At 48.9% G+C, this 21,001-nt stretch carries 17 protein-coding genes; 13 read left to right on the top strand and 4 right to left on the bottom strand.

Going from position 1 to position 21,001, the window contains the following annotated elements; all coding sequences use genetic code 11:
* Window positions 1-47: 47 nt before the first annotated feature.
* A complete protein-coding gene (nagA, locus tag ASG16_RS18190; protein ID WP_056493639.1) occupies window positions 48-1,217 on the top strand; it encodes an N-acetylglucosamine-6-phosphate deacetylase in 1,170 nt (389 codons plus the stop codon).
* Here nagA and ASG16_RS31260 read toward each other — a convergent pair.
* Both ASG16_RS31260 and ASG16_RS18180 read right to left on the bottom strand, forming a co-directional pair.
* A complete protein-coding gene (locus tag ASG16_RS31260) occupies window positions 1,202-1,528 on the bottom strand; it encodes a hypothetical protein (RefSeq protein ID WP_241970790.1) in 327 nt (108 codons plus the stop codon). The genes nagA and ASG16_RS31260 overlap by 16 nt on opposite strands.
* Window positions 1,529-1,662: 134 nt before the next feature.
* Window positions 1,663-3,516, bottom strand: a complete 1,854-nt coding sequence (locus tag ASG16_RS18180; RefSeq protein ID WP_056493636.1) for an SgrR family transcriptional regulator — start codon at window positions 3,514-3,516, stop codon at window positions 1,663-1,665.
* Between the two features lie 148 nt (window positions 3,517-3,664).
* Here ASG16_RS18180 and ASG16_RS18175 point away from each other — a divergent pair, with 148 nt between their 5' ends.
* Entirely contained in the window at window positions 3,665-4,885 is a 1,221-nt protein-coding gene (locus tag ASG16_RS18175) for an MDR family MFS transporter (RefSeq protein ID WP_056493634.1), read from the top strand.
* Between the two features lie 36 nt (window positions 4,886-4,921).
* On the opposite strand, the gene ASG16_RS18170 is transcribed toward ASG16_RS18175, so the two are convergent.
* Window positions 4,922-5,293 (bottom strand): VOC family protein, encoded by a 372-nt coding sequence (locus ASG16_RS18170; RefSeq protein ID WP_056493722.1) that lies wholly within the window; start codon window positions 5,291-5,293, stop codon window positions 4,922-4,924.
* A 97-nt stretch (window positions 5,294-5,390) separates the two neighbouring features.
* Between ASG16_RS18170 and ASG16_RS18165 the strand changes: the two genes are divergently transcribed.
* Entirely contained in the window at window positions 5,391-6,317 is a 927-nt protein-coding gene (locus ASG16_RS18165) for a serine/threonine protein kinase (protein WP_056493632.1), read from the top strand.
* Here ASG16_RS18165 and ASG16_RS18160 read toward each other — a convergent pair.
* Window positions 6,298-8,337: a VWA domain-containing protein gene (locus ASG16_RS18160; protein WP_056493630.1), complete on the bottom strand. Its 2,040-nt coding sequence runs from the start codon at window positions 8,335-8,337 to the stop codon at window positions 6,298-6,300. The two genes, ASG16_RS18165 and ASG16_RS18160, sit on opposite strands and share 20 nt — an antisense overlap.
* A gap of 550 nt (window positions 8,338-8,887) precedes the next feature.
* Between ASG16_RS18160 and ASG16_RS18155 the strand changes: the two genes are divergently transcribed.
* The 10 genes from ASG16_RS18155 to ASG16_RS18110 all read left to right on the top strand — a co-directional run bounded on the left by ASG16_RS18155 (window position 8,888) and on the right by ASG16_RS18110 (window position 20,985).
* Entirely contained in the window at window positions 8,888-11,056 is a 2,169-nt protein-coding gene (locus ASG16_RS18155; protein WP_056493719.1) for a hypothetical protein, read from the top strand.
* 150 nt (window positions 11,057-11,206) lie between these two features.
* Window positions 11,207-11,632 carry a hypothetical protein gene (locus ASG16_RS18150; RefSeq protein ID WP_007728098.1) on the top strand — a complete coding sequence of 142 codons (426 nt, stop codon included), beginning with the start codon at window positions 11,207-11,209 and terminating at the stop codon, window positions 11,630-11,632.
* Between the two features lie 102 nt (window positions 11,633-11,734).
* Entirely contained in the window at window positions 11,735-12,187 is a 453-nt protein-coding gene (locus tag ASG16_RS18145; RefSeq protein ID WP_056493627.1) for a J domain-containing protein, read from the top strand.
* Between the two features lie 189 nt (window positions 12,188-12,376).
* Window positions 12,377-12,931, top strand: coding sequence for an FHA domain-containing protein (locus tag ASG16_RS18140; protein ID WP_056493623.1), 555 nt, complete (start codon window positions 12,377-12,379; stop codon window positions 12,929-12,931).
* Window positions 12,932-13,002: 71 nt separating this feature from the next.
* Window positions 13,003-13,533 (top strand): FHA domain-containing protein, encoded by a 531-nt coding sequence (locus ASG16_RS18135; protein ID WP_017252081.1) that lies wholly within the window; start codon window positions 13,003-13,005, stop codon window positions 13,531-13,533.
* Between the two features lie 5 nt (window positions 13,534-13,538).
* Window positions 13,539-14,378: a PP2C family protein-serine/threonine phosphatase gene (locus ASG16_RS18130; protein ID WP_048034253.1), complete on the top strand. Its 840-nt coding sequence runs from the start codon at window positions 13,539-13,541 to the stop codon at window positions 14,376-14,378.
* A gap of 20 nt (window positions 14,379-14,398) precedes the next feature.
* Complete coding sequence (locus tag ASG16_RS18125; RefSeq protein WP_056493622.1) at window positions 14,399-16,303, top strand: PP2C family protein-serine/threonine phosphatase; 1,905 nt, start codon at window positions 14,399-14,401, stop codon at window positions 16,301-16,303.
* Window positions 16,300-17,577, top strand: coding sequence for a hypothetical protein (locus ASG16_RS18120; protein ID WP_056493618.1), 1,278 nt, complete (start codon window positions 16,300-16,302; stop codon window positions 17,575-17,577). The genes ASG16_RS18125 and ASG16_RS18120 overlap by 4 nt, the downstream gene beginning before the upstream one ends.
* Window positions 17,568-18,263, top strand: a complete 696-nt coding sequence (locus ASG16_RS18115) for a hypothetical protein (RefSeq protein ID WP_056493616.1) — start codon at window positions 17,568-17,570, stop codon at window positions 18,261-18,263. The genes ASG16_RS18120 and ASG16_RS18115 overlap by 10 nt, the downstream gene beginning before the upstream one ends.
* Window positions 18,264-18,312: 49 nt before the next feature.
* On the top strand, window positions 18,313-20,985 hold the full coding sequence (locus ASG16_RS18110) for an acetate and sugar kinases/Hsc70/actin family protein (protein WP_056493607.1): 2,673 nt from the start codon (window positions 18,313-18,315) through the stop codon (window positions 20,983-20,985).
* Window positions 20,986-21,001 lie beyond the last annotated feature (16 nt).

Raw genomic sequence — 21,001 nt, 5'->3', positions numbered from 1 at the left:
AATAAAAACGCGCAAAGAAAGCCACGCGAAAGACGGAGGAAATCAAATTGAATCAGGAATACGCTCTCAAGGGTAACCTTGTCGCAGATGGACAGGAAATGCATAATGGTCTCGTCGTCGTGGGAAATGGAACGATCTCCTATGCTGGCAAGGCCGATGCGTATGGAAAAGCTTTGCCAGATCATGTGGTGACAGTAGAGGATGGCTGGATTTGCCCTGGCTTCGTCGATATGCACATGCATGGGATTGACGGATACGACACGATGGACGGGACGCCGGAATCACTTCAGGCCATCTCGACTGCACTCGCGCGGCATGGGGTGACGTCGTTTTTGGCGACGACGATGACGGCTCCTTATGATCAATTGGAGAAGGTGCTGGTAAACATCGCGCAGAACAGCAGGGAAGGACTTCCGGGGGCACAAGCGATCGGTATCCATCTGGAAGGTCCGTGGATCAATCCTCGTTATAAGGGAGCGCAAAAAGAAGAAAACATCGCGATACCCAAGCTCGATGCAGTGCAAAAGCTTTACGGACTATCAGAAGGTCTGATCAAGGTCGTGACGATTGCGCCTGAACAACCGGAAGCACTTGAAGCGATTGCCTGGTTAAAAGAACGCGATGTCATCGTGTCTGCTGGACATACAGGCGCTACGTTCGCTCAAGCGACGGAAGCGGTAGATGCGGGCGTACGCCATTTTACCCATTGCTTTAATGCCATGACAGGGCTGCATCATCGGGAGCCGGGCGTAGTGGGCGCCGCGATGTATCATGAGCAGTTGAGCACAGAGCTGATCGCAGATGGCATCCATGTGCATCCAGCAGTCATGAAGATTTTGTATCGGGTCAAAACGGCAGAACGTCTCGCCCTCGTCAGCGATTCCATGCGGGCAGCCGCGATGGGCGAAGGGACGTACGACCTCGGTGGACAAGAGGTTCACGTTCAAGACAATCAGGCGAAGCTCGCTGATGGGACGCTTGCCGGAAGCATTTTGACGCTGAATCGGGCGGTCGGCAATATGGTGACGCTGAGTGGTGTCTCTGTGCCAGATGCAGTGGAAATGGCTTCCCTGACACCAGCAAGCATCCTTGGCATCGGTGAGCGAAAAGGACGTCTGACGGCAGGGTATGATGCGGATATTACGGTATTGAATTCACAATTTGACGTGACCATGACGTTTGTTGCGGGTAAAGAAGTCTATCACCAGTCAAAATAGTTTCTAAATAAAAAAGCAGTCCCCGGACGGTTGTGGTCGGGGTGAAGCCCGGTCACATGTTTTCCAGTCGCCTGTATCCTCACTTCGTTCGGGCGGTCTCCTTCCAAACATGTGACCGGACTTCCGTACAGCTTTCGTTTCCTTCCTGGTTTTACCCCATTTTTAGAGGTCAACTCAATCCTTCGAAGAATGGCTTCTAGCATCACCTTTTTTACAAAAGCTGCGTAGGAAGAAGTGCATTTCCAGTCCAAGCGCCTCTGGAGCCCGCCCCAGCGTAGGAAAAAATGGCGGGGAATTTCAGCTTCACCCATGGGCTACTTCCTCGAAACTTCTACGTTTGAAGCGCTCCCGCCATTTTTTCCGAAGCGGACAGTCAATCCCTCTTGCGGGGCGGAGGCCGAAGCGCAGACTGGAAATGCACTTCTTCCCCCTCCACAGCTCCTTTTCACAACTGCTGCTGCAACGCATCCGGTTGAAACCAGATCTTATGAAAGTCCAGCCAGCCCGACGAATTGATCGACACGCCTCGTAGAGACTTGTGGAACGACGTAAGGGTCTTTTTCTGAACCAGATACAAAACAGCATAGTTTTCTTTAATCATGGCCTCAATCCTGGCGAGATGGTGCTCTCGCGCAAGCCTGTCTGGCTCCTGAAACGTCAAGCAAAGCTCCTTGTTGATAGCCAAAGCCAACGATTCATCAAATGCGGGGAGAAAGTAATTTCTTTGCAAATACATCTCCAGCTCGCTAATTTGATCGCTGCTAAACACATTGCCGTACAACTGGCAGTCATGTTCGGGCAAACAGTCGCGATTCGAAAATTCCCATGGTTCTCTCACAGCGACTTCCAGATGAATGCCATACTCACGGCATCGTTGTTGAATCCATAGCGCATCTTCTTCATGGTAGGCTGTTGTCACGAGACGCAATGTCTCTCCCTGATAGTTGCTTTCCTGTAGCAGGGACATGATTTCGGCATGGCAGGGCTGCTCGTTCTCTTTCGCTCTTACCTCCCTTAAAACAGGGTGATACGTGCGGAAGCCTTTTGCCGGATAGATGCGATCACCGCCCAAATCGGCAATCATTTGATCGCGATCAATCAGCTTATCAAGCGCCTGACGGAATTTGAAATGATTGTGTGGACCGCTCTTCCACTGGTTAAAAACAAGCAAATTACAGCACGAAAAAAACGCCTCCGTATCGCACCAGTCCTGACCATCCTGAATGACGGCTTCCTTCAATGCTAGTGCTTTCGACTGGACACCGTGCGACACCATTACAGAGGCCCAATTTGGTTCTTTTAGGCACCCCATGTCCAACTCGGGAAAGATCAAAATTTCCACACGATCCAACTGCGGTCTCCCCAGAAAATGAGCAGGAAATGCCTCTAGAATACAGATCCCCTCGTTAAGTCGGACCAGTTGAAAGGGTCCTGTTCCAATTGGCTTTTCTCCAAAGCCTTTCTCATCCTGCCGAACGATTTCTTCTGGAACAATGCTTGCGGGTATCGTCGCCAACAGCCTCAGAAGCAAGTAATTCGGTTCTTTCAGCAGGATACGCACAGTTCTGTCGTCAATGGCTATAAGCTGATCTATGTCACGAAACATCCAGCTTGCTTCATACGTGTCTGGATGCAAGCGAAGCCGATTCAGGGAAAAAACGACGTCATGAGCAGATAGTTCCCGTCCGTGATGAAACAGCACGTTTTTTTTCAAATAAAAGGTCCATGCCGTGGCATCTGGACTGCTTTCCCAAGAGTGGGCGATGGAAGGTAAAATCGAACGACTATTCAGATCGTAAAGAACGAGCGTATTAAAAATTTGGCCCGCGAGATGTGCATCGAAGTGGTAGTAAACCAGACCAGGGTCCAGCGTCACAATCCTGCGGTAAACGGGAAAGCGCAGGATATCTTGGGAACGGTTCGATACAGAGTCGCTGGAGAAGCCCATTCCTTCCGAGAGCCAATCCATGATCTGGTCTTTGACGGCTGTTTTGCCGTAGCGATTCATGAGCTCCATTGCTTCTTTGATGTCGCCCTTGTCTATTTGCAGCTTGACCTCGGCCAGAAGAATTTCATCGGAATCAGAATGGAGCGTCATGACCGAGACATTCCCTCGCCCGCGTCCCGCCTTCCATTCGGCCCACCCCAGCTCGACTAGCTTACGGACAATCAGCTTGGCGTAGCGAGGCGTACAGTGCCAAATCCCAGCCAGCTTTTCGATAGTGACAGGGAATGGTTTCCCGATTTCTTCTTGATGAAAAAACGAACGAAGCTCTAAAAAATGCAGAACGGTAACCATGCAGGCCCTCATTTCTCAGATAAAAATGCATGCTCGAAAAGGTGATCGGATTCAATCAAATCGAACCCTTTTTCCCCTTTTTCTAGTTCCATATACTGAAGATAACACGAGAGATAACAAACGGGAATGGGAAAGAGAGATGGGGAGAATGAGATTTCATCCAGTAGCATGGGGAGTTATTATCGGAACATTTTTGTCACGCACAGGATTTTTTATGACGCTTCCGTTTTTGGGCATTTATTTAGGAAAAGTAAAAGGAATTGATCCAGCGATCGTTGGCTCGATCCTCGCACTCAGCTTGCTGGTTGGGACGATTAGCAGCTTTGCTGGGGGAGCACTGTCAGACCGATTGGGCAGATATCCTGTGATGATTACTGCGATGGGAGCGTGGAGCATCGTCTTGATCGGGTACGTTTTTGCGACGGAGACGTGGATGTTCTTTGTTTTAAGTGCCTGTAACGGTCTTTTTCGAAACGTATTTGAGCCCACAGCACGCGCCCTGCTGGCGGATGTCACGTCTGATGATCAGCGGGCAGCGGTTTTTAACGCCAGGTATTTTGCGATCAACCTGGGCGGAGCAATCGGTCCGTTAATCGGCTTGCAATTGGGCGCAGGGAGTACGTCCTTGTTACCGTTCCTCGTCACAGCCATCATTTTTGCTGTGTACGCAGTTGTGTTGGTGGTGTTTATGGTCATGTTCAAGGAACAATTGAAGAAGGACGTGGCTGCTGATCCGGTCACTATGAATCAGATGGCACGCATTGTTTTTACAGACAAAGTATTTCTTTACTTGTTGCTCGGGAATTTGTTCGTTGCTGGAGCCTACTCTCATCTGGACACGACACTCTCCCTGTACATTGGGCATGATCGCATAGAGGCGTATTCCTTTTTATTTGTAGTGAATACCATCTCGGTTTTAGCGCTTCAATATCCGCTCGCCAAGTTTATGAAGCGGTACTCATCGATGACCGCGTTGAAGCTGGGTTGTCTCTTGTTTGGATTAGGGCTGTTCGGTTTCGGGCTATTTGCGAATTTGTTTTGGCTGTCCGTGTCGATGGTGGTATTTACGATCGGCGAAATCTTGTGCTTTGTCGTCGGAGATATCCTGATCGGGGAGATCGCTCCCCAGCATTTACGTGGAGCGTATTACGGAGCCAGCGGTTTAGCCTTCCTGGGACAGAGTGTGTGTGCCTGGATCGGCGGGGTGTTGCTCCAGGTACTCGGCTTTGGACAAGGGCCGCTCATTTTCGCAATCCTTATGCTGTTGACCTTTATCGCGCTTCCGTTTTATCAACGCGGCCAGTACTTATGGGAGCAGCGGCAACAGCAAAGAAAAAGCTGTGAAAAGTCTTCCCAAGTTATGATTTGAATAGGGTGCGATCTCTTGTTTTCCATATCCAACTGACTAGTTGTTCTTCTGAATGACGCCCCACATGTTTCCGCTCGGGTCAAAAAACTTGAGCACCCATCCGAAGCCATCGTTTTGGTAGTGGGTAATCGAGACTTCATGGGCCTGCAAATAATCATGGAGTGCATGCACATCGGAAGTAGTGTACAAAAAGACGGGCATGGGTTGATGATCAACGGTAAAGGTTGTGGTCGTCTCTTCATCCGTTTCCCATATCATCAAGGTGGGTCCGGCAGACAGGGCAAGAAAAGCGGAAGTACGATACCGCGCCTGTAAGGAAAAGCCAAGGTGATTGCAGTACCAGACAATGGCCTCATCCAAATTTTTCACGGGAACTTGTACGTGCAACAACGATTCCAAATGTGCCATGATCAATCATTACCCTCTCATCCTTTTTCTTTATATTGCCATAATCCCCCATCATTCGTTATCATTTTTTGAGAGGAAAGATAGGGGAGGCCATGACATGGGACAGGTAGAACGGGAAAGAGGTCTGAAAAAAGGCACGATCCTGCAAAAAGCTTATCGGATCAAAAAGATCATTTCCACAAGTGAGCTGTCGAATGTGTATGTGGTCTACCATATGAAAAGCAAGCGGACACTCATTCTCAAAGAGTTTTTCCCTCAAGCATTGGCGATGCGAGATTTGGATCACGTGAAGGTCATTTGTCGCAGACCATCGTTAAAAACCAAATTCGACATGCTGCTAGACGGCTTTTGGCAAGAGGCGTCCCTACACAAAGAACTGAATCATGAAAATATCATCGGATACATCGATCATTTTGCCGAAAATGGCACAGGTTATCTCGTCGTGGACTATTGCAAAGGGAAGACGCTGGATGCGTATGTATTAGCACAAGCAGAGCTTGATCTGGGAGCATTTTTGCATGAGACGGTACTTCCGATATTTGACGGATTAGACTATTTGCACAAAAAAGGCATCATTCATCGCGATATCAAGCCCCAAAACATCCTGGTTACCGAAGCTGGCCAGCCTGTGCTGATTGATTTTGGCTCGGCGATTTATTTTGTGAGTGATGAACCCAAGCCGATTGTGACGACAGAAGGGTATTCACCGCTTGAGTTTTACTCGGGTCAATCCAAGCAAGGAGTCATCTCGGATATTTACAGCCTGGCTGCCACGCTGTATTACTGTTTGACGAAAGAGCGTCCCGTTGATGTGGCGGCAAGAGTCATTGAGGATCGCTTGCCATCACTTCGAACGATCAACCCTGAGGTTCCGCTGCTGCTGGCGAATGTCATCATGTGGGGATTGGCTGTCGACTCGAAAAAAAGATGCCCCACACTCAAGCTGTTTGCGACAGCAATTCGTGCAGAGCATCTGATTTGGAAGGGAAAGACGCGCTTCTCTCTTAGGAAGCTTCCTCATTAGACGATTTCTTAAAGCGAATTTCGATCTCCGTCATCCGATCCTCGAAGGTCACATACACCTTGTCGTTGTATTGGAGGACGAGCTTTTTATGTCGGGGCATGGTTTCCTTGCCCCGCTCAACTGTGCAGTGACTATGGTTGACCAAGAGTAGCGTCTGATTTTTTCCAGGCTGGAAGTAAATCTTCTGCGCTTCGGGCAAATGCTCATTCACATCCAAGCTGGTAAACAGCTCCTGCAACGTGATTCGCTGTTTCTTGCCAAAGGAGGCGAGAGGCCAAAACTTGACTGGTATGTCGTGACCGCTTGCCGTGTGCAGGAAATACCCCTCCAGACGACCTACAAAGGCTGGTTTGGGACGTGTAAGCAGGTAAACACCGTAGCCGATCGCTGCTACGAGTAACACAATTATGCTGATGGTGATGTAGCGATCCCATACCGAATGCACGGTAATGACGAGCGGGCCTGTGACGCTTGCTCCTTCCGCATCCGTGGCGGTAATGGTGATTTCTGATGTGCCACTTTTCTCTGGTGACAGCTTCAGAGCCGCGTCTTGGATCGTAGCAACAAATCGTTCGTCTGGATCAGCGGTGACTATGGTATAGGTCAGCTTGTCGTTATTGGCATCTGTGAAGAACGAACTCAAATCGATAGCCTGCTCGCCGTTTTCCTTCTCGATTGTCAAGGTATTGACCGAGGCAGCAACTGGCGCGATATTCGTCATATCAAAAACGCTCGAAGCCGTCTCCCGATAAAAGTCCGGGCCGCTCATAAAGATTTTCCACTCGTACTTGCCTGTGTGAGGGAAGACGTAGTCGACCGTAAAGCTATCACCAAGATTCTTCATCGGGACCTTTTCTTCTTTTTTCCCCGCGAGATCGTTTACGATCAGTTCTGCTTGCATGGATGCGTACACATCCTTGTCATCCAGTCGTTTGCCCCCCTCCAGATGGTGGAGATAGGTAGTAAACGTAGCAGGATTCCCCTTGATAACAGGTTCAGGCTTGACCTCTACACCCGCCATCAAGCTGTAATTCCCCAGTAAATTGATTTTCACCAAATCCCCGGGTTTGCCCCTAAATTTAACGAGATAGTTGCCCTTCTTCGGCTTTTCGATTTTCATCAGCGAGTATTTTTTCGATTTCATAAAATGAACATTTTGCGATTGATAGTACACTTGCGATTCCAGCAGCGGATTGTTGGACAACAGGATGATGTTCGCTTCCTGCATGCTGGAGTTAGGAATGGTCACGGTCACTTCCTGCAACCCCCCGGTAGCTGTCATGGCTGCCACCGACACGAGCTGCGATTGAATATGCTTGGCAAAAATCTGATTGAAGATTTCGGGCAGGTCATCCGTACTCTGTGTGACAAAGGAAGTTCCGCCTGTTGCCTCTGCGATTTTTTTCAATTGATCCTTTTGGACGGAGCCATCGCTATTGAGGCCAATCGTATAGATCGGATAGCCTTGCGCTTTTGCTTTCGAGATAGCTGTTTCCGCATCCTTGTTGGATGCTGCCACACTCCTGCCACCCGCATTTTGTCGCAAATCTGTTCCCCCGTCTGAGAGAAGGATCAAAAATGGCTTGCGAGCCGGGTCCTTTGCTTTTTCTATCATCTCTGCCCCTCTGCGCAAACCGAGCCCCAAATCCGAATACCCGGAGTAACGCAACCCTTGAATGGTTCGCTTGAGCTGTTCCCGATTTCTTGCTTCGGCCATGCTCGCAGGAGACTGAGCTTGTACAATCCGATCATTATAGGCGACAAAGCCAATGCGGGTACGCGTGGCCTCGCTCATATCAATGAACATACTCATGACCTCTGCGGCTGTTTTGCCGGGGTCCGTTTTGTTCATGGAATTACTCGTATCAACGACAAAGACCGCGTCTACTCCTGCATCTACTGTTCCATTTGCCCCCGCAGTAAGAGGGGCGGACAAGAAGAGCATGGGGAGAAGCAGTCCGATGACCACCATTCGAAAAAGTGGCGGCAGAGAGAGGGTTGACTGACGATTTTTGTACATACATTCACCTTTTTTCTGAAAAAAATTTTAAAAAGTTCATGACTTACTAAAATGGGACGATTTACCTATAAATGTTTGTTCGTATAAAAGATCGGTTTCCTATTGCCGATGTATATAAAAGTTAATAACACCCATTTTTGTAAATATGAGGTGAATGCATAATTCTCCCCAGCGGCAACTAGGGAGAATTATCTATCAGTCCTTGTGCTTCTTTCCTAGCAAGAGAGGGGACAAGGCGAGGCTTACCCCTACTTTTCCGAAGACCTAGGAAAGGAGACTCGGTGTCTTCAGCATAAAACGGGAATCCAAGAAAAGGAAGATTTGTGGAATAAAATGGGTCTAAATACTGAGAATGGTCGCAGAGGTATAGGAAATTTGTCACAATCGGCGGAATGTTGACAAATAATGCGGGCAAAGTTTAATTTAGAGGCAAGATTTTTTGTTTGTTTTTGGTATAAATGTCACGATTTGTATCTTTATTCGTGCAGTAGGACTCATCATTTATCAAGTAGGACTAAGTGGTTATGCAGACAACAGAAAGGGGCCATTTATGGACATTATTAACCAGACCAACCGAACCATGCTGTTCGAAGAGATCAACCCGGAAAAATTGGACCTCATCACCATTGTTGGAGATGTAAAAGGCATCGACAGTCTCAGCGATGACAAAATCAAGGAGATCAACGAGCATCTCCTCGTGCGCAGCTTCGATGAGTTTTTGGACAAGTTCTCCCCGAGTGTGTATTCGTTCTACAATGCAGCAAACCAAAAAGTGATGTACACCTTGAAAAAGCCTGATGGAATTGCAGAGGATGCGATTTCCGAGATCAAGATCGATCAGAGCAACGACTTCTTGAAAATGCTCTTTACCCTGATTGATACGAAGCGCAGCCAAGGAATCACCAATGTGGATTTCAAATTCGAGAATTTGCTCGATATGATTTCCCCGAAAAAAGTGATGGATGACATCCGTCAGGTGCGCAAAGAGATTCACTACTTGTACGGCCATTACGAAAAACTCGATGATGGCGATCCGAAGAAGCTCGATCTCGGTGACAAGCTGAACACGATGTTCGAGGATGCCAGCAAAAACTACAACAACGTCATGGCAATGCTGCCGCTGGCGATTGAAGATATCAAAACACGCCTGCTCTTGGGCGGCGCACAAGAAGAGAACCAATCAGAAGCGATTCAGATCGGGATGCTGACGATTGGGGAAGACGGAGAACTGAAGATCATCGAGGCACCGAAGAGTGACAGCCGCGAGCTGATGGTTCTCGATGAAAACAGCGGAAACGGACTTATGAACGTTTTCGAAGAGGATTACGAGTCGATTACAGAGACGCCATCCTCCTATGTAAAAGATCTCGTGGTGCGCACCTTCTGCCCGCTGCCGACGGTACATACCGAAGTCAACATTGAGACAGAAGTACAGAACTACAATACGTATCTGGAGTTTTACAAAAACGCCAAGGACGACTTCGTAAAAACAGTGAAGCCTTTGGTTGAGAAGATTTTGGGCGTGAAGATGTTCTTCGATCAGTACGTGACCAAGAACAAAGGCATGCAGCCAGCGATGCTGATCACGAATACGAAGCTCGACATGCTCGTGAAGTCCAGCAACATTCCACGTCTGGAGACTTACCTGAACACGGTTAACGCGAAAAACGATTTCACGGATACAATCTGGTTCGGAATCGTTCCATCGGTTGATATGGATTCCGCCGGAAAAGCACAAGTGACTCGCGAGCGTTTCCGTGGGAACGAAAAAGTCGTCAAGCAGGACGGCAATACGATGGAATCGCTCACCATGCTGCTCCAAGTCGTCAAGGACTTCAAGGTACAAGTGTTCTTCAGCTTCAGTACAGGTGAAGAAACGACCTTCAACAGCATGGCGACAGCGGGCATTGATAAATACATCGACAAGTGCGGAATCCTGGTGCGCAAAGAATTCAGTGAATTCGCTATCCCGTGCATTCCGAACTTCACGATTATTCCGAAAGATAAATCAGGAGTTGTCATCGATAGCAGAATGCTGCAAACCGAAGACGGCGTGAAGCTGTCCCAGGAAAAAGAAGACATCCTGAAGCTGTGGATCGAGGGTGTTTATGTCGGTGCCAGCTATGTAGCTGCTGGTATCGTGGCAGCGTACCAGTGTCCAGAGTACTTGCGCGAGACATTCAAAGTGGTTAGCCGCGAATATCCAGGTGTGCGCTTTGACATCGAAGCAGGTGAAAATGGACTCCGCGCTGTCACCACAATGGCCAAAGAAATCTCTGGCTTTACCAACAACATCAAAGACTCCATCAACCGCAAAAACTTTGGATTCGTCTTCTCTTCGGAAAATGCACAAATCCAAGGCAAAGATATCAAGCGCATTACAGTGTACAAGGCACGCAGCCTCGCTATGGCAGAGGACGGCTTTGATTCCATCTACAAAACACTGGTCAGCACCTATATCGAGCGGATTCTCCGCTTCCAGACGGGTGATTTCAAACACGACAACATCGTGAAGTTCTTCAGTAACAATCCGAGCAGCCAAAAAAGCAAATGGCTGGGCACACGCGGCTTCGTGAACTCCATCATTCACGATGGAGATGACATGAGCTACATCATCGATGACAAGAGCAATCTGTGCCATATCGATCTGGTGTTCAACGGCAATGTGAAAAACCTGGAGGTCACCATCACCAAAGGAACGACTCCGGTCAAAGCATAGCATTGATCCCCTGGAGAGCTGTTTATGAAACTTTTTGACACATTACGCAGGTGGTTAGAGGTGTGTTTCCCAAAACGCACCCTTACACATAAGCCTCGAAGCCAATCAGGTAATTCGAGAGCAAGATTTCATTCCAAGGAGGTTTTATTCATGGGTTTTCGACTCAAAGTAGAAGGTTCTGAAACAATTGAGCTGGGCATGGACAACATTCAGACAGTAAAGTACGACACTGACACGCCAGACGATTCCAACGCGCGTTCCACAGATGTGGGTGCAACACTGAAACTGACTGGCAAAATCATCACTGCAACAGATGGTGACAGTGCGGATGACACCATGAAGCTGGCTCTCTGGTCTTTGGTACCAGCAGAAAAAGCGGATTGCTACCGAAAAGTAACACTGGAAGTAATCGCTGCTGATCAAGTGATCCGCAAAATCTACTTCCCGAACGCATTCGTAGTGGATTACAACGAGAGCTTTGGTGATACCGAGGGTGTAGGAACATTCAGCATCTTCATCAAGCAAAAGAAAGACAAAACCGAACTCACCAAAATCGAAGGCGGCTACGCTGTTTAGGTTTTGCATGAAGTAAGGTAGGAAGAGCCGTATCTCGAAAGCCGTGTTCGAGGTACGGCTCTACAAAATAACCAAAATCATTGCCAGACAGAGGGTGCATGCATGAAAAATTATTACGAGATTCTGGGGCTAACCAAACAAGCTTCCACGAATGACATCAAAAAAGCATACCGTCAACTGGCAAAGCAGCATCATCCGGATGTCAATGCCGGGAGCAGTGAGTCAGAGCGAATCTTTAAAGAAATTACCGAGGCCTATCAGACATTGCAGGACCCTGCCTTGCGCGAGGCGTACGACGCGCGTTACGAAGCTTTTCAGCAGAAGAAGCAACAACAGACTAGTCATACAGGCAGCACAAAACAAGGGCAAAGCAAACAGCAAGCACAGACTGCAACGGGTGTGAACTTCGAAGATTTGGGGAGCACCTTTGAACGATTTTTTGGTTTTCATCCGAAGACAGGCGAGATTAATCCAAACACCATGAAATCCGACAAGAAAAATCCACTGGATACGACGGATATGTTTGAACAGTTTTTCCGCATGAAGAAAAAATAAGAGGGAAAAATCGGGCTTGGATGACAGCTCTTTCATGACATAGAGGTAGTTGCAACCTGCTCCTGTCTTTGGATGGATGTCTATACATACACCATTCGCCCAAAGCTCGGAGCATTTTTCTTAAAAAGGAGTTTAAAAATTCATCTTTTGATCACGAGCATACATAGGTAGTTGATTGGGGGTTAAGACGTGGCGAAGAAAAAAGGGTACCAAAAGTCCATCAGAGTGAAGCTCATAGAGCTGCTGATTTCCATTCTTGTGATTAGTGCACTCATTTATGTCTTTGGTTATACGGACAGCAACACTCTGAAAATTATTACGGGAATTGCCTTCGGACTCTTTTTGTTCGGGGTCATTATCGTCAGATTCGGAAGCCCCGACGAACCGGAGCCAAAGAAAGAGGATGGCGTCACCAAACTGGTTCTGTTAGATGAAGAGGGAGAGAGCGTGAAGGAGTGGTTCATCCAAGGGGAGACATCCCTTTTGATCGGGAAAAGCTCCGCGCAAAACGAGGTCGACATCGACTTGGCCGACGCGGAATATGCTGCCTTGATCAGCAAGCAGCATGCGGTTCTGAATCAAGCGTCTGGGGACTGGTTCATCGAGGATATTCATTCCAAAAACGGCACAGGTATCAAGCAGCCGAACAAACGTGACAAGAGCAAGCTGGAGATTGAACAGCCGCATAAAGTGAAGGCTGGCGACATCATTTACATAGCCAATACCCGCTTGTTGTTGAAATAACAACGGGGTAAACATCACTTTTACACACATACATATCGTCCTTGCACGGAACGAAACGGGGGAGCAGAAGAATGAGTTTGACAAGATGCGCGAATGGTCACATGTTTAGCACCAGAAAACACGGAAGCACCTGCCCTTATTGCAGTATGGTCGTCGAGCCTGGGGCAAAGCCGGACAACAAAGCACCAGCAAGAGTGGCAGACGACGATAAGACGATGCCGTACCTGGGGGAAACGGAAGGGATCGAACCTGTTACCGGATGGCTGGTATGCATTGAGGGGCCGCAACAAGGTCAAGATTACCGCATTATGGCGGAGAAAAACTTCATTGGTCGTGCAGAAGATATGCATATCCGAATCGTCGGAGACAACACGATTTCTCGTCGCAATCATGCGGTGATTGTCTACGATCCGAAAAAACGCAACTTTTACTTGCTCCCGGGCGATGCGTCGGGGCTTGCCTATCATAACAATGAAGCAGTGTATACACCAGTCGAGCTAACCGCGTACGATGTACTCCAGCTCGGAAAGAGTACCTTTATTTTCATCCCGCTGTGCGGTGTTCACTTCGAGTGGGACAACTCCAACAAAGGCAAGGAATGATGAGCATGTTTCAACAGGGCGCAATCCCGTATCTGGTCGTCCTTGGCGTGATCATTGCCATTACTCTTTTGTTTCGTCTGCGTGCAGCTTTGATCCGGCAAGAAAAGAATCCCGTCATACAGATCGGAAATGGCCAGACGATCGGCAGACGAGAAGAACAGGATGATTACTTTTCGACAGCAACATCATCTCATGGGACGATTGCGGTCTTGGCTGATGGAATCAGTGGACTGGCTAACGGCAGACTTGCTTCAACGCTTGCCGTGACTACATTTATCCGCGAGTTTACAAAGCTGGACAACCCGAAGCATACATCCCTCTTCTTTTCACGGGCTGCTTCTCTTGCCAATTCAGAGATTTTGCAGGCACTGAGAGGAAGTCGGGGTGGGACAACACTGGTGGCTGGCGTAATCGTAGAGGACAAGCTGTATTGGGGAGCGGTTGGAGACAGTATCATTACCGTTTTCCGGAATGGAGAATTCATCCCGATCAATCAAAAAGACATTTATGAGTCGGTGCTGGAGGCGCGTTTTCTGTCCGGCGAGATTACGAAGGACGAGGCGTTGGAGCATCCACAGAAAAAACAGCTGATCAACTACTTGGGCTACGAGAGTTTTCAAAATATCGAAATTGGCCGTGAGCCGTTTCCTCTTGAGAAGGGAGACAAGGTCATTCTGTGTAGTGACGGTGTCTACGATACGTTAACCGAGATGGAGCTGGAGCAGATTTTGTTTCAAAATATCGCTGCCCATGACGCGGCTGACCAAATCATTGAAGCGGTGGAAAGCAAGCAAAAAGCCAATCAGGACAACGCAACCATTCTCATCCTGGAAAAAGGCTGGTAACGGGGGAGCGGGTAGTACGAATGAGAAAGGACAACAGTGAATTCATTACCGGGTTTCTATCCGAATCAGGCAGCTTCGTTCGCAACAAGGATTACTTTGCCTACGCCGAGCTGGATGATATCGCGTGCTGGGTAATCGCCCGCGGATTGGACAATGATCAGGAAGTAGAAAGCGCGGAGTTGGCGGCGAAAAGCGTTCTGGGCTACTTTTTGCAGAAGCCGTCCATTTCACGTTATCGCATTCGCCGCTATTTGCAGGAGGCCCATCGTGTCCTGCAAGCGGAGAGCCATCGCGTCAGACTAAAAGCGAGCTTGACCGTAATCGTAACGGACTATGCCAGAGTGAGGTACGGGGTCGCTGGTAACACCCGGCTGTATCAGTTTCGCAATGGCCGATTGCAATGGCAGAGCAAGGATCAGAGTCTCGCCCAACAAATGGTAGATGGGGAGGAAATCGCAGAGGACACGCTTGATCAGCACGAGGAGCGACATAATCTCTTGAGCTATTTGGGGACACCCAATGAATTTCGTCCGTTTGTCTCCAAGAAGCTCCCGCTCTATGACGGTGATGTTTTTCTGCTTGCCACACCAGGTCTGTGGGAGAGGGTAAATCCGGCCGAAATGCAGGACGGGCTTCAAGAGGCGACAGATCCTGAAGCATGGATCGATACGCTGGAGGACGTGCTTTTGAGCAAGCAAGAGCATGTCGTTCAAAACTACACGGCAGCCGCTATTTTTGCGAACAAAATTTTCAAGACAGACCCGCAAAAAAAATGGCGGATTATCAAACGGGTGGCACTCATCCTTCTCGTGCTTGCCTTGGCTGGAGGCGGAGCTCTGCTGTACAAGATGAAGGAAGCAGAGCGCATCGCGGATGCTGCGACAGGGATGTTCGAGCATGAAACAGCCGGAGACGCTTTCATTGCGGAGGGCGATTATCCGAAGGCACTCAAAGCGTACAGCGATGCCCGAAATGCTGCAAATATCGTCAAAAACAAAGTTCAGGCCGCTCTCTTGGCGAAAAAAATTCGCATTACTCAGTTGATCGTAGATGGGGATACGGCTGTAAAAGATGAGCAGTACGCCAAAGCATTGGATAAGTACGACAAGGCGCTCAAAGAAATGAAAGGGCGCGATGATTTTAACGAACCGGAGATTTTGGAGAAAAAAGAAAAGACGCAATCGTATGTGCTCGTCATGCAGTGGAAAAAGGAAGGCGATCTCTTGTTTGAGGCGCAGGATTACGCTGGTGCGGAGGCCTATTACCAAAAGGCTCGCAAGCTGGCATTGGAAACGTCTTTTGTAACAGGAGAAAAGGAGCTTCGCACCAAGCTGGACGAGGTAGCTTCCAAAAAGACCGGCATCGATAAGGAAAAGAAGACGCTCGACGGCGACAAGCTGGAGAAGCAAGGCGACGAGAGCTATGCGGCGCAAGACTTCGAGGGAGCGATCCAATCGTATACGATGGCGCAGGAAATTTATCAGGAGATTGGTGTGCTGGAAAAAGTTTTGGCGATGGAGCGCAAGGTGACAAAGGCAGAGGAGAAGCTGAACCCTCCTGCTGCTCCGCCTTCGGCAGGTGCGCCAGCAGGTCAGCCGCCTGTGCAAGGGACGGGTGCTGCGAGTCAACCACCGGCAGCTCAGGTGAATCAAACGGCCCCGGTTAATCAAACCGCACCAGGTAACCAGACGGCTCCTGTAAATCAGACGGCACCGGTGAACCAAGCGGCCCCGGTTAACCAGTCAGTCCCAGTCAATCCGGTGGCTCCAACGTATCAGCCAGTTCCGGCGCCTCAAGTAGTGCCGACCAATCAAGCAGTTCCGCCAGCCACGACAGCTCCGGCGACTCAGCCAGTTCAGCCACCACAAGCTAATCCACCAGCTACAGCCAATCCGACACAGGAGGAGGCAGCGAAAACGCCATGAAAGAGATCGTACTGGATCGTTTGAACAAAATGGAGGAGCTGGAGCAGCGCAGGTTGCTCAAGCAGATCATGAACGGTGTCTTCCTCAACCTGGTCGAGTATCAGGAGGAGATGCAGAAAAAGCTGGAGGAGCGTGTTTTTACCGAGATCGAGGACAAGGAAGATAAGCATGACATCTACGTGACCCTCTGTCATCGCGATGACTTTGATCCGATCCACGAGTATTTGTACCCGATGATCCCTGGCGATGAGGAAAAGAAGATATGTGATCGCAAAGAGTTGGCGGTCAAGCTCAGCAACCAGGAAGAAGCGGTCATGATGACGATTTTTTTAGAGTGTGAGTACGACAAGATTCAGGCGCTGATGATGAGTAAGCGAACCTTCAAGGGACGTCTGAACACGGCAGGCAACCACTATCCAATCGAAGTGCGCCTTCAACAAAGTCGTGTCTATATGGATGAGCTGGAAAAGCTGTACAACATGTTTCAAAAGAACGGAATGCCGTGGAAAACGGTGAATCACCCTTACGCCAGCAAGTTTTTCGATGTCATACTGGTTGCCTGTGAGGGCACGTTTACAGAAGACGAAGAGATACTGGAAATGTCGATTACTCTCGATGAGTGGGAGCCTTACAAAAAGCTGGATGTTATCCCGTTGTGGAACATCGAGCGTTTGGCTTTAAAAAACGTCGGCTTTCCCGTACCTGCCATTGACCGGGTGAACTTCGAGCATGTCCTGTCGTTACGCAAGACGGGCAGTGAGCACGGATATTTGGTGGATGGAGATGAGGAGCTGATTCGCTACATCAAGCGATCACCGGAAGAGCTGACGATTGTCTCTCCTCAGGAGAAATCGGGAGTTTGGAACGTATGCAAAATCACGCAGCCTGTCACGACCCGAATCGGAAGACTCGACTACGAATTAGTGTCCAATCGACGCAAAAACAGCTTCATCGGGAGCTATGCCCGGAAGCAGGCAATGACCGTACGAGCCAAAGGGGAGATTATCCGAATCGTCCATTCCTTTGAGGCCGCTGAGCAGTTGGAGCTCGTGAATGTAGAAATCCGGGACAGAAACAATCAGCCTCCTGCTACGTACGGCTTGAATCCGTTCATTAGCGATAACGTCCGGGTAGAAAACGATAAGAAGATCATGGCTCTCGGCTTTCGGAGACGTGGGGCGAACAGCTTTCTTCTTCAAGACATGATGAGCTTCCTCGTGTCCGAGGTTCAGATGTATTTTCCGGAATACAAGTGTGAAGGAGAATGGGCTTGAATTACATCTGGGATTTGGTTATTCGTGCAAAACGCGCCGGGATCGCCAAAAAAGACATCCAGTTCAAAGCGGCCAAAGTGTATTCGCCCTACATGGAGCTGAGTCATGAGGCCATTAACGCCAAAACGGTGGACAAGACAGTAGAAGTGAATCCGTACTACCGCTTCGACGATATTTTCCGTGACCTTTTTGACGCCAATTACTCGGATGATGCAGAGCTTCGGCATGCCTTGTTTGATATCATCATCCATTTGCTGGCGGAGATTGATCTGTCGCAAGGGATGAACAAGCGTGAATACCACATCCGCTTTGTGTTGCGCGACTTGGAAGCGGGGCTGTTCGGCAGTCGGGTACAGGAAAATATCCGCCTTTTTACCAAAGAGGAGCGAGAGATTATCGCAGGCAATATTTTGCGCTTGTATGAGACCGGAGAAGCGGTGTACCTGCTCAAGGATACGATGCGCAAAATTTTCTCTCACTCTACCATTTACGCCAATTGCGAAGAAAAAGATGAGCTACTGATTTACGTCGGGCAGTCGGAGAGTGAAACTGCACATGCCAAGCTCGCTTTAATCAAGGATATTTTTCTACCGGTTCGGTTTCATACAGAGATTTATTGGCGAAATCATTTCGGCATCTTGGATGTCGAGGAAACGATGCAAATAGACAGTGTCGCACTGTACTAGAGGTTTGACCGATTGACCCCAACAAAGGTCGGGAGAGAGGAGAGTTGGGATGTCTACCTATTCATATAAGCTTCATCTCCAAAAAGGCAGCGGGGATGGAAATCAACGCAATCATTCAGGCGAAGCGACCTACACACGGGACGAGCTGATGGAGATGACGACCTTTCAGCTCCGCAATATTTGCTACAAGGAAAAGCTGGTTCGCTCTGTCGTGAACAATCTCGATCGGGAAGGACTGCTGCACACGATTCTGCGTTTTCGTGGCGCAGAAGAAAACCTCCTGATTGAGCGTGTTGTTCCAGGTGGTGTTGAACGACTCGAAGCCGTACTCCACAAATATTTAAACACACCGATGCCAGGTGTAGATGCGATCAAAATTCCAGCGAAGATGTGCTTGTACATGGGTCTCGCCATTGACAGGCTGGACAACTATCGCGTCGAATCCTCGCAAGGCTTGTCCGAATCCAATGTGCTTTTGGTGAATGACCATATGGAGCTATGCGGCATTCTGCATCTGCGCAAGGACAAAGACGATAGGAGAGCGGGGCATTTTACGCTGCACGCTCACCAAGATGCTCCATTGAGAAAAACCGTCAATCAAAACTACAGCCTGCTCTTTTTCCGCAAGCAGGATTCGGAGTATCTGTACAAGGCGTATCACCAGGACCATCCGTTGCCGCCTGTCAATCTCCACTACTACAAAGTACCGGTAACTGACCTCGAGATCAGGGAATTGGAAGAAACAGATGCCGTTCTCGCGATTGATTTTGGTACCTCCTCGACGACAGCGGGTGCTTTTCTCGATCATCAGTATGTGAGCTCCCCTTCTAGCAACGACTTGTTGAATGGACGTATACGCTTGAATGCGATCAATTACGTCTCTTTCCCCGATACGACGCAAAAAAACGAGGAATGGATCGAGGTGCTGCCGACGGCTGTCAGCGTGGCGGATTGCTCCTCCCCGCATGACGTTCGCTTTCACATCGGTTATGAAGCACTGCGGCACATGAAAAAGAACGGATACAGCACGAACGCGACGGTGTTTCAAGGCATCAAACGCTGGGTGAACAGCTATCAAAAGATTGAAGAGGTCATGGACAGTCAAGGAAATACTGCGACTGTGAAACGAAGCGACATCCTGCGTCAGTACCTTCTTCACGTTATTCAAATGGCCGAGCATCAGTTCAAATGCCGCTTTCGTCATCTGCATATCACAAGTCCAGTCAAGCTGAAAACGCAGTTTCTTGAGATGTTCACCGAGATTTTGCCTGAGTATCGCATCGAATCAGAGCACGCCCTCGATGAAGGGATGGCCGTCCTGTTTAATACGATTGCGGATCAAATTGACAAAAACAGCTTTCTGGACGGGGAGACGTATCAAGCGCTCGTCATCGATTGCGGCGGAGGAACGACGGATCTGTCATCGTGCCATTTCCGGATAGAGGACGGACATATCTCCTACCGTATCGATATCAATACGACCTATGAAAACGGCGACACCAATTTTGGCGGCAATAACATTACGTATCGCATCATGCAATTTATGAAAATCGTCTTCGCGGACTATTACGGAAAAGGGCGGCAAGTGACCGACATCGACCAGATCATCGACATCCCTGGATCGGAAATTTTCCGGTACGTGGATGAATACGGCGTCGACTCCATCTATGAACGCTTCGAGGCGAGATATCGGGAAGCTGAGGCGATTTTGCCGACTCGCTACAAGGAATACGAGAACAAGAGCCGGGACGAGTATCAGCGTGTCCGCAACAATTTTCACTTTTTATGGGACCTCGCTGACCATATGAAAAAAGAATTTTTCCGCCAGACCGGCATTCTGCGCAATCGCTTCACATCCGATACGGAAAATCGTCAAGAGCCTGATCTAAAGCTGACGGCAGTCGAGCGATGGGTGTTGTCGATACGGGAAGATGGTCGCTTCCGGGATGTGTTTGATTTTCCTGATGTCGTCTTCAACGCCAAAGAGATCAATCACCTGATCAAGGCGGATATTTACGAGATTTTGCGAGACTTCTTGGACGATTTTTACCAACAGGGAAGGCTGGCTGACTTCTCGATCATCAAGCTGACTGGGCAGTCGTGCCGGATTGATGTTTTCCGTGAAGCACTCAAAGAGTTCGTCCCTGGACGCAGTATCGAGTTCCGGCAAAAGTCGGAGGATGCGGGCAAGGTTCCAGACCTGAAGCTGTCTTGCTTGCGTGGAGCACTGCGCTATCAAAGTGCCAAAAAGGCAGGCTTCATCGAAGCGCAGATCACGAATCATGCACCGATCGTCCCGTATTCCGTGACTGCCTTCACTCATAACAAGCAAGAGAGGGTACTCATTCATAGTCAGGAAAAGCTGAGTCTCGTGCATGGCTCTATCTCGCGTCCCTACGGCGTGAGTGAGGTTGAATTTTATCTCAAGGAAAATGATGGCCAACTGCGCCAGCGGTACTTGTACATGGATGATCCTGCTCAATACAAGACGGTGCTGTATGAGGACATTGCGGGCAAGTACGGTACACATATCCCGCAGGATGAGACTGACTCCATTCAAAATGGCGAGTCGAAATACTTCGTTTTTGCGAGTGGCAGCGAGTGGGGATTCCATGTCGTGCCAGTAGCTCGTCTGAATGAACAGCTTGCTTTGGGGAAAAAGGTTTTCTTTGCTTTTGAGAGTGACTTGTCCGAGCTGGATTTCTTTGACGGGATGAAATGAGCAAATAACCAGGCAG

The organism is Brevibacillus sp. Leaf182 (assembly GCF_001423865.2).
Taxonomy (GTDB): Bacteria; Bacillota; Bacilli; order Brevibacillales; family Brevibacillaceae; genus Brevibacillus; species Brevibacillus brevis_C.
The sequence above is the reverse complement of the archived record's forward strand: the minus strand, read 5'-3'. Positions and strand labels throughout refer to the sequence as shown.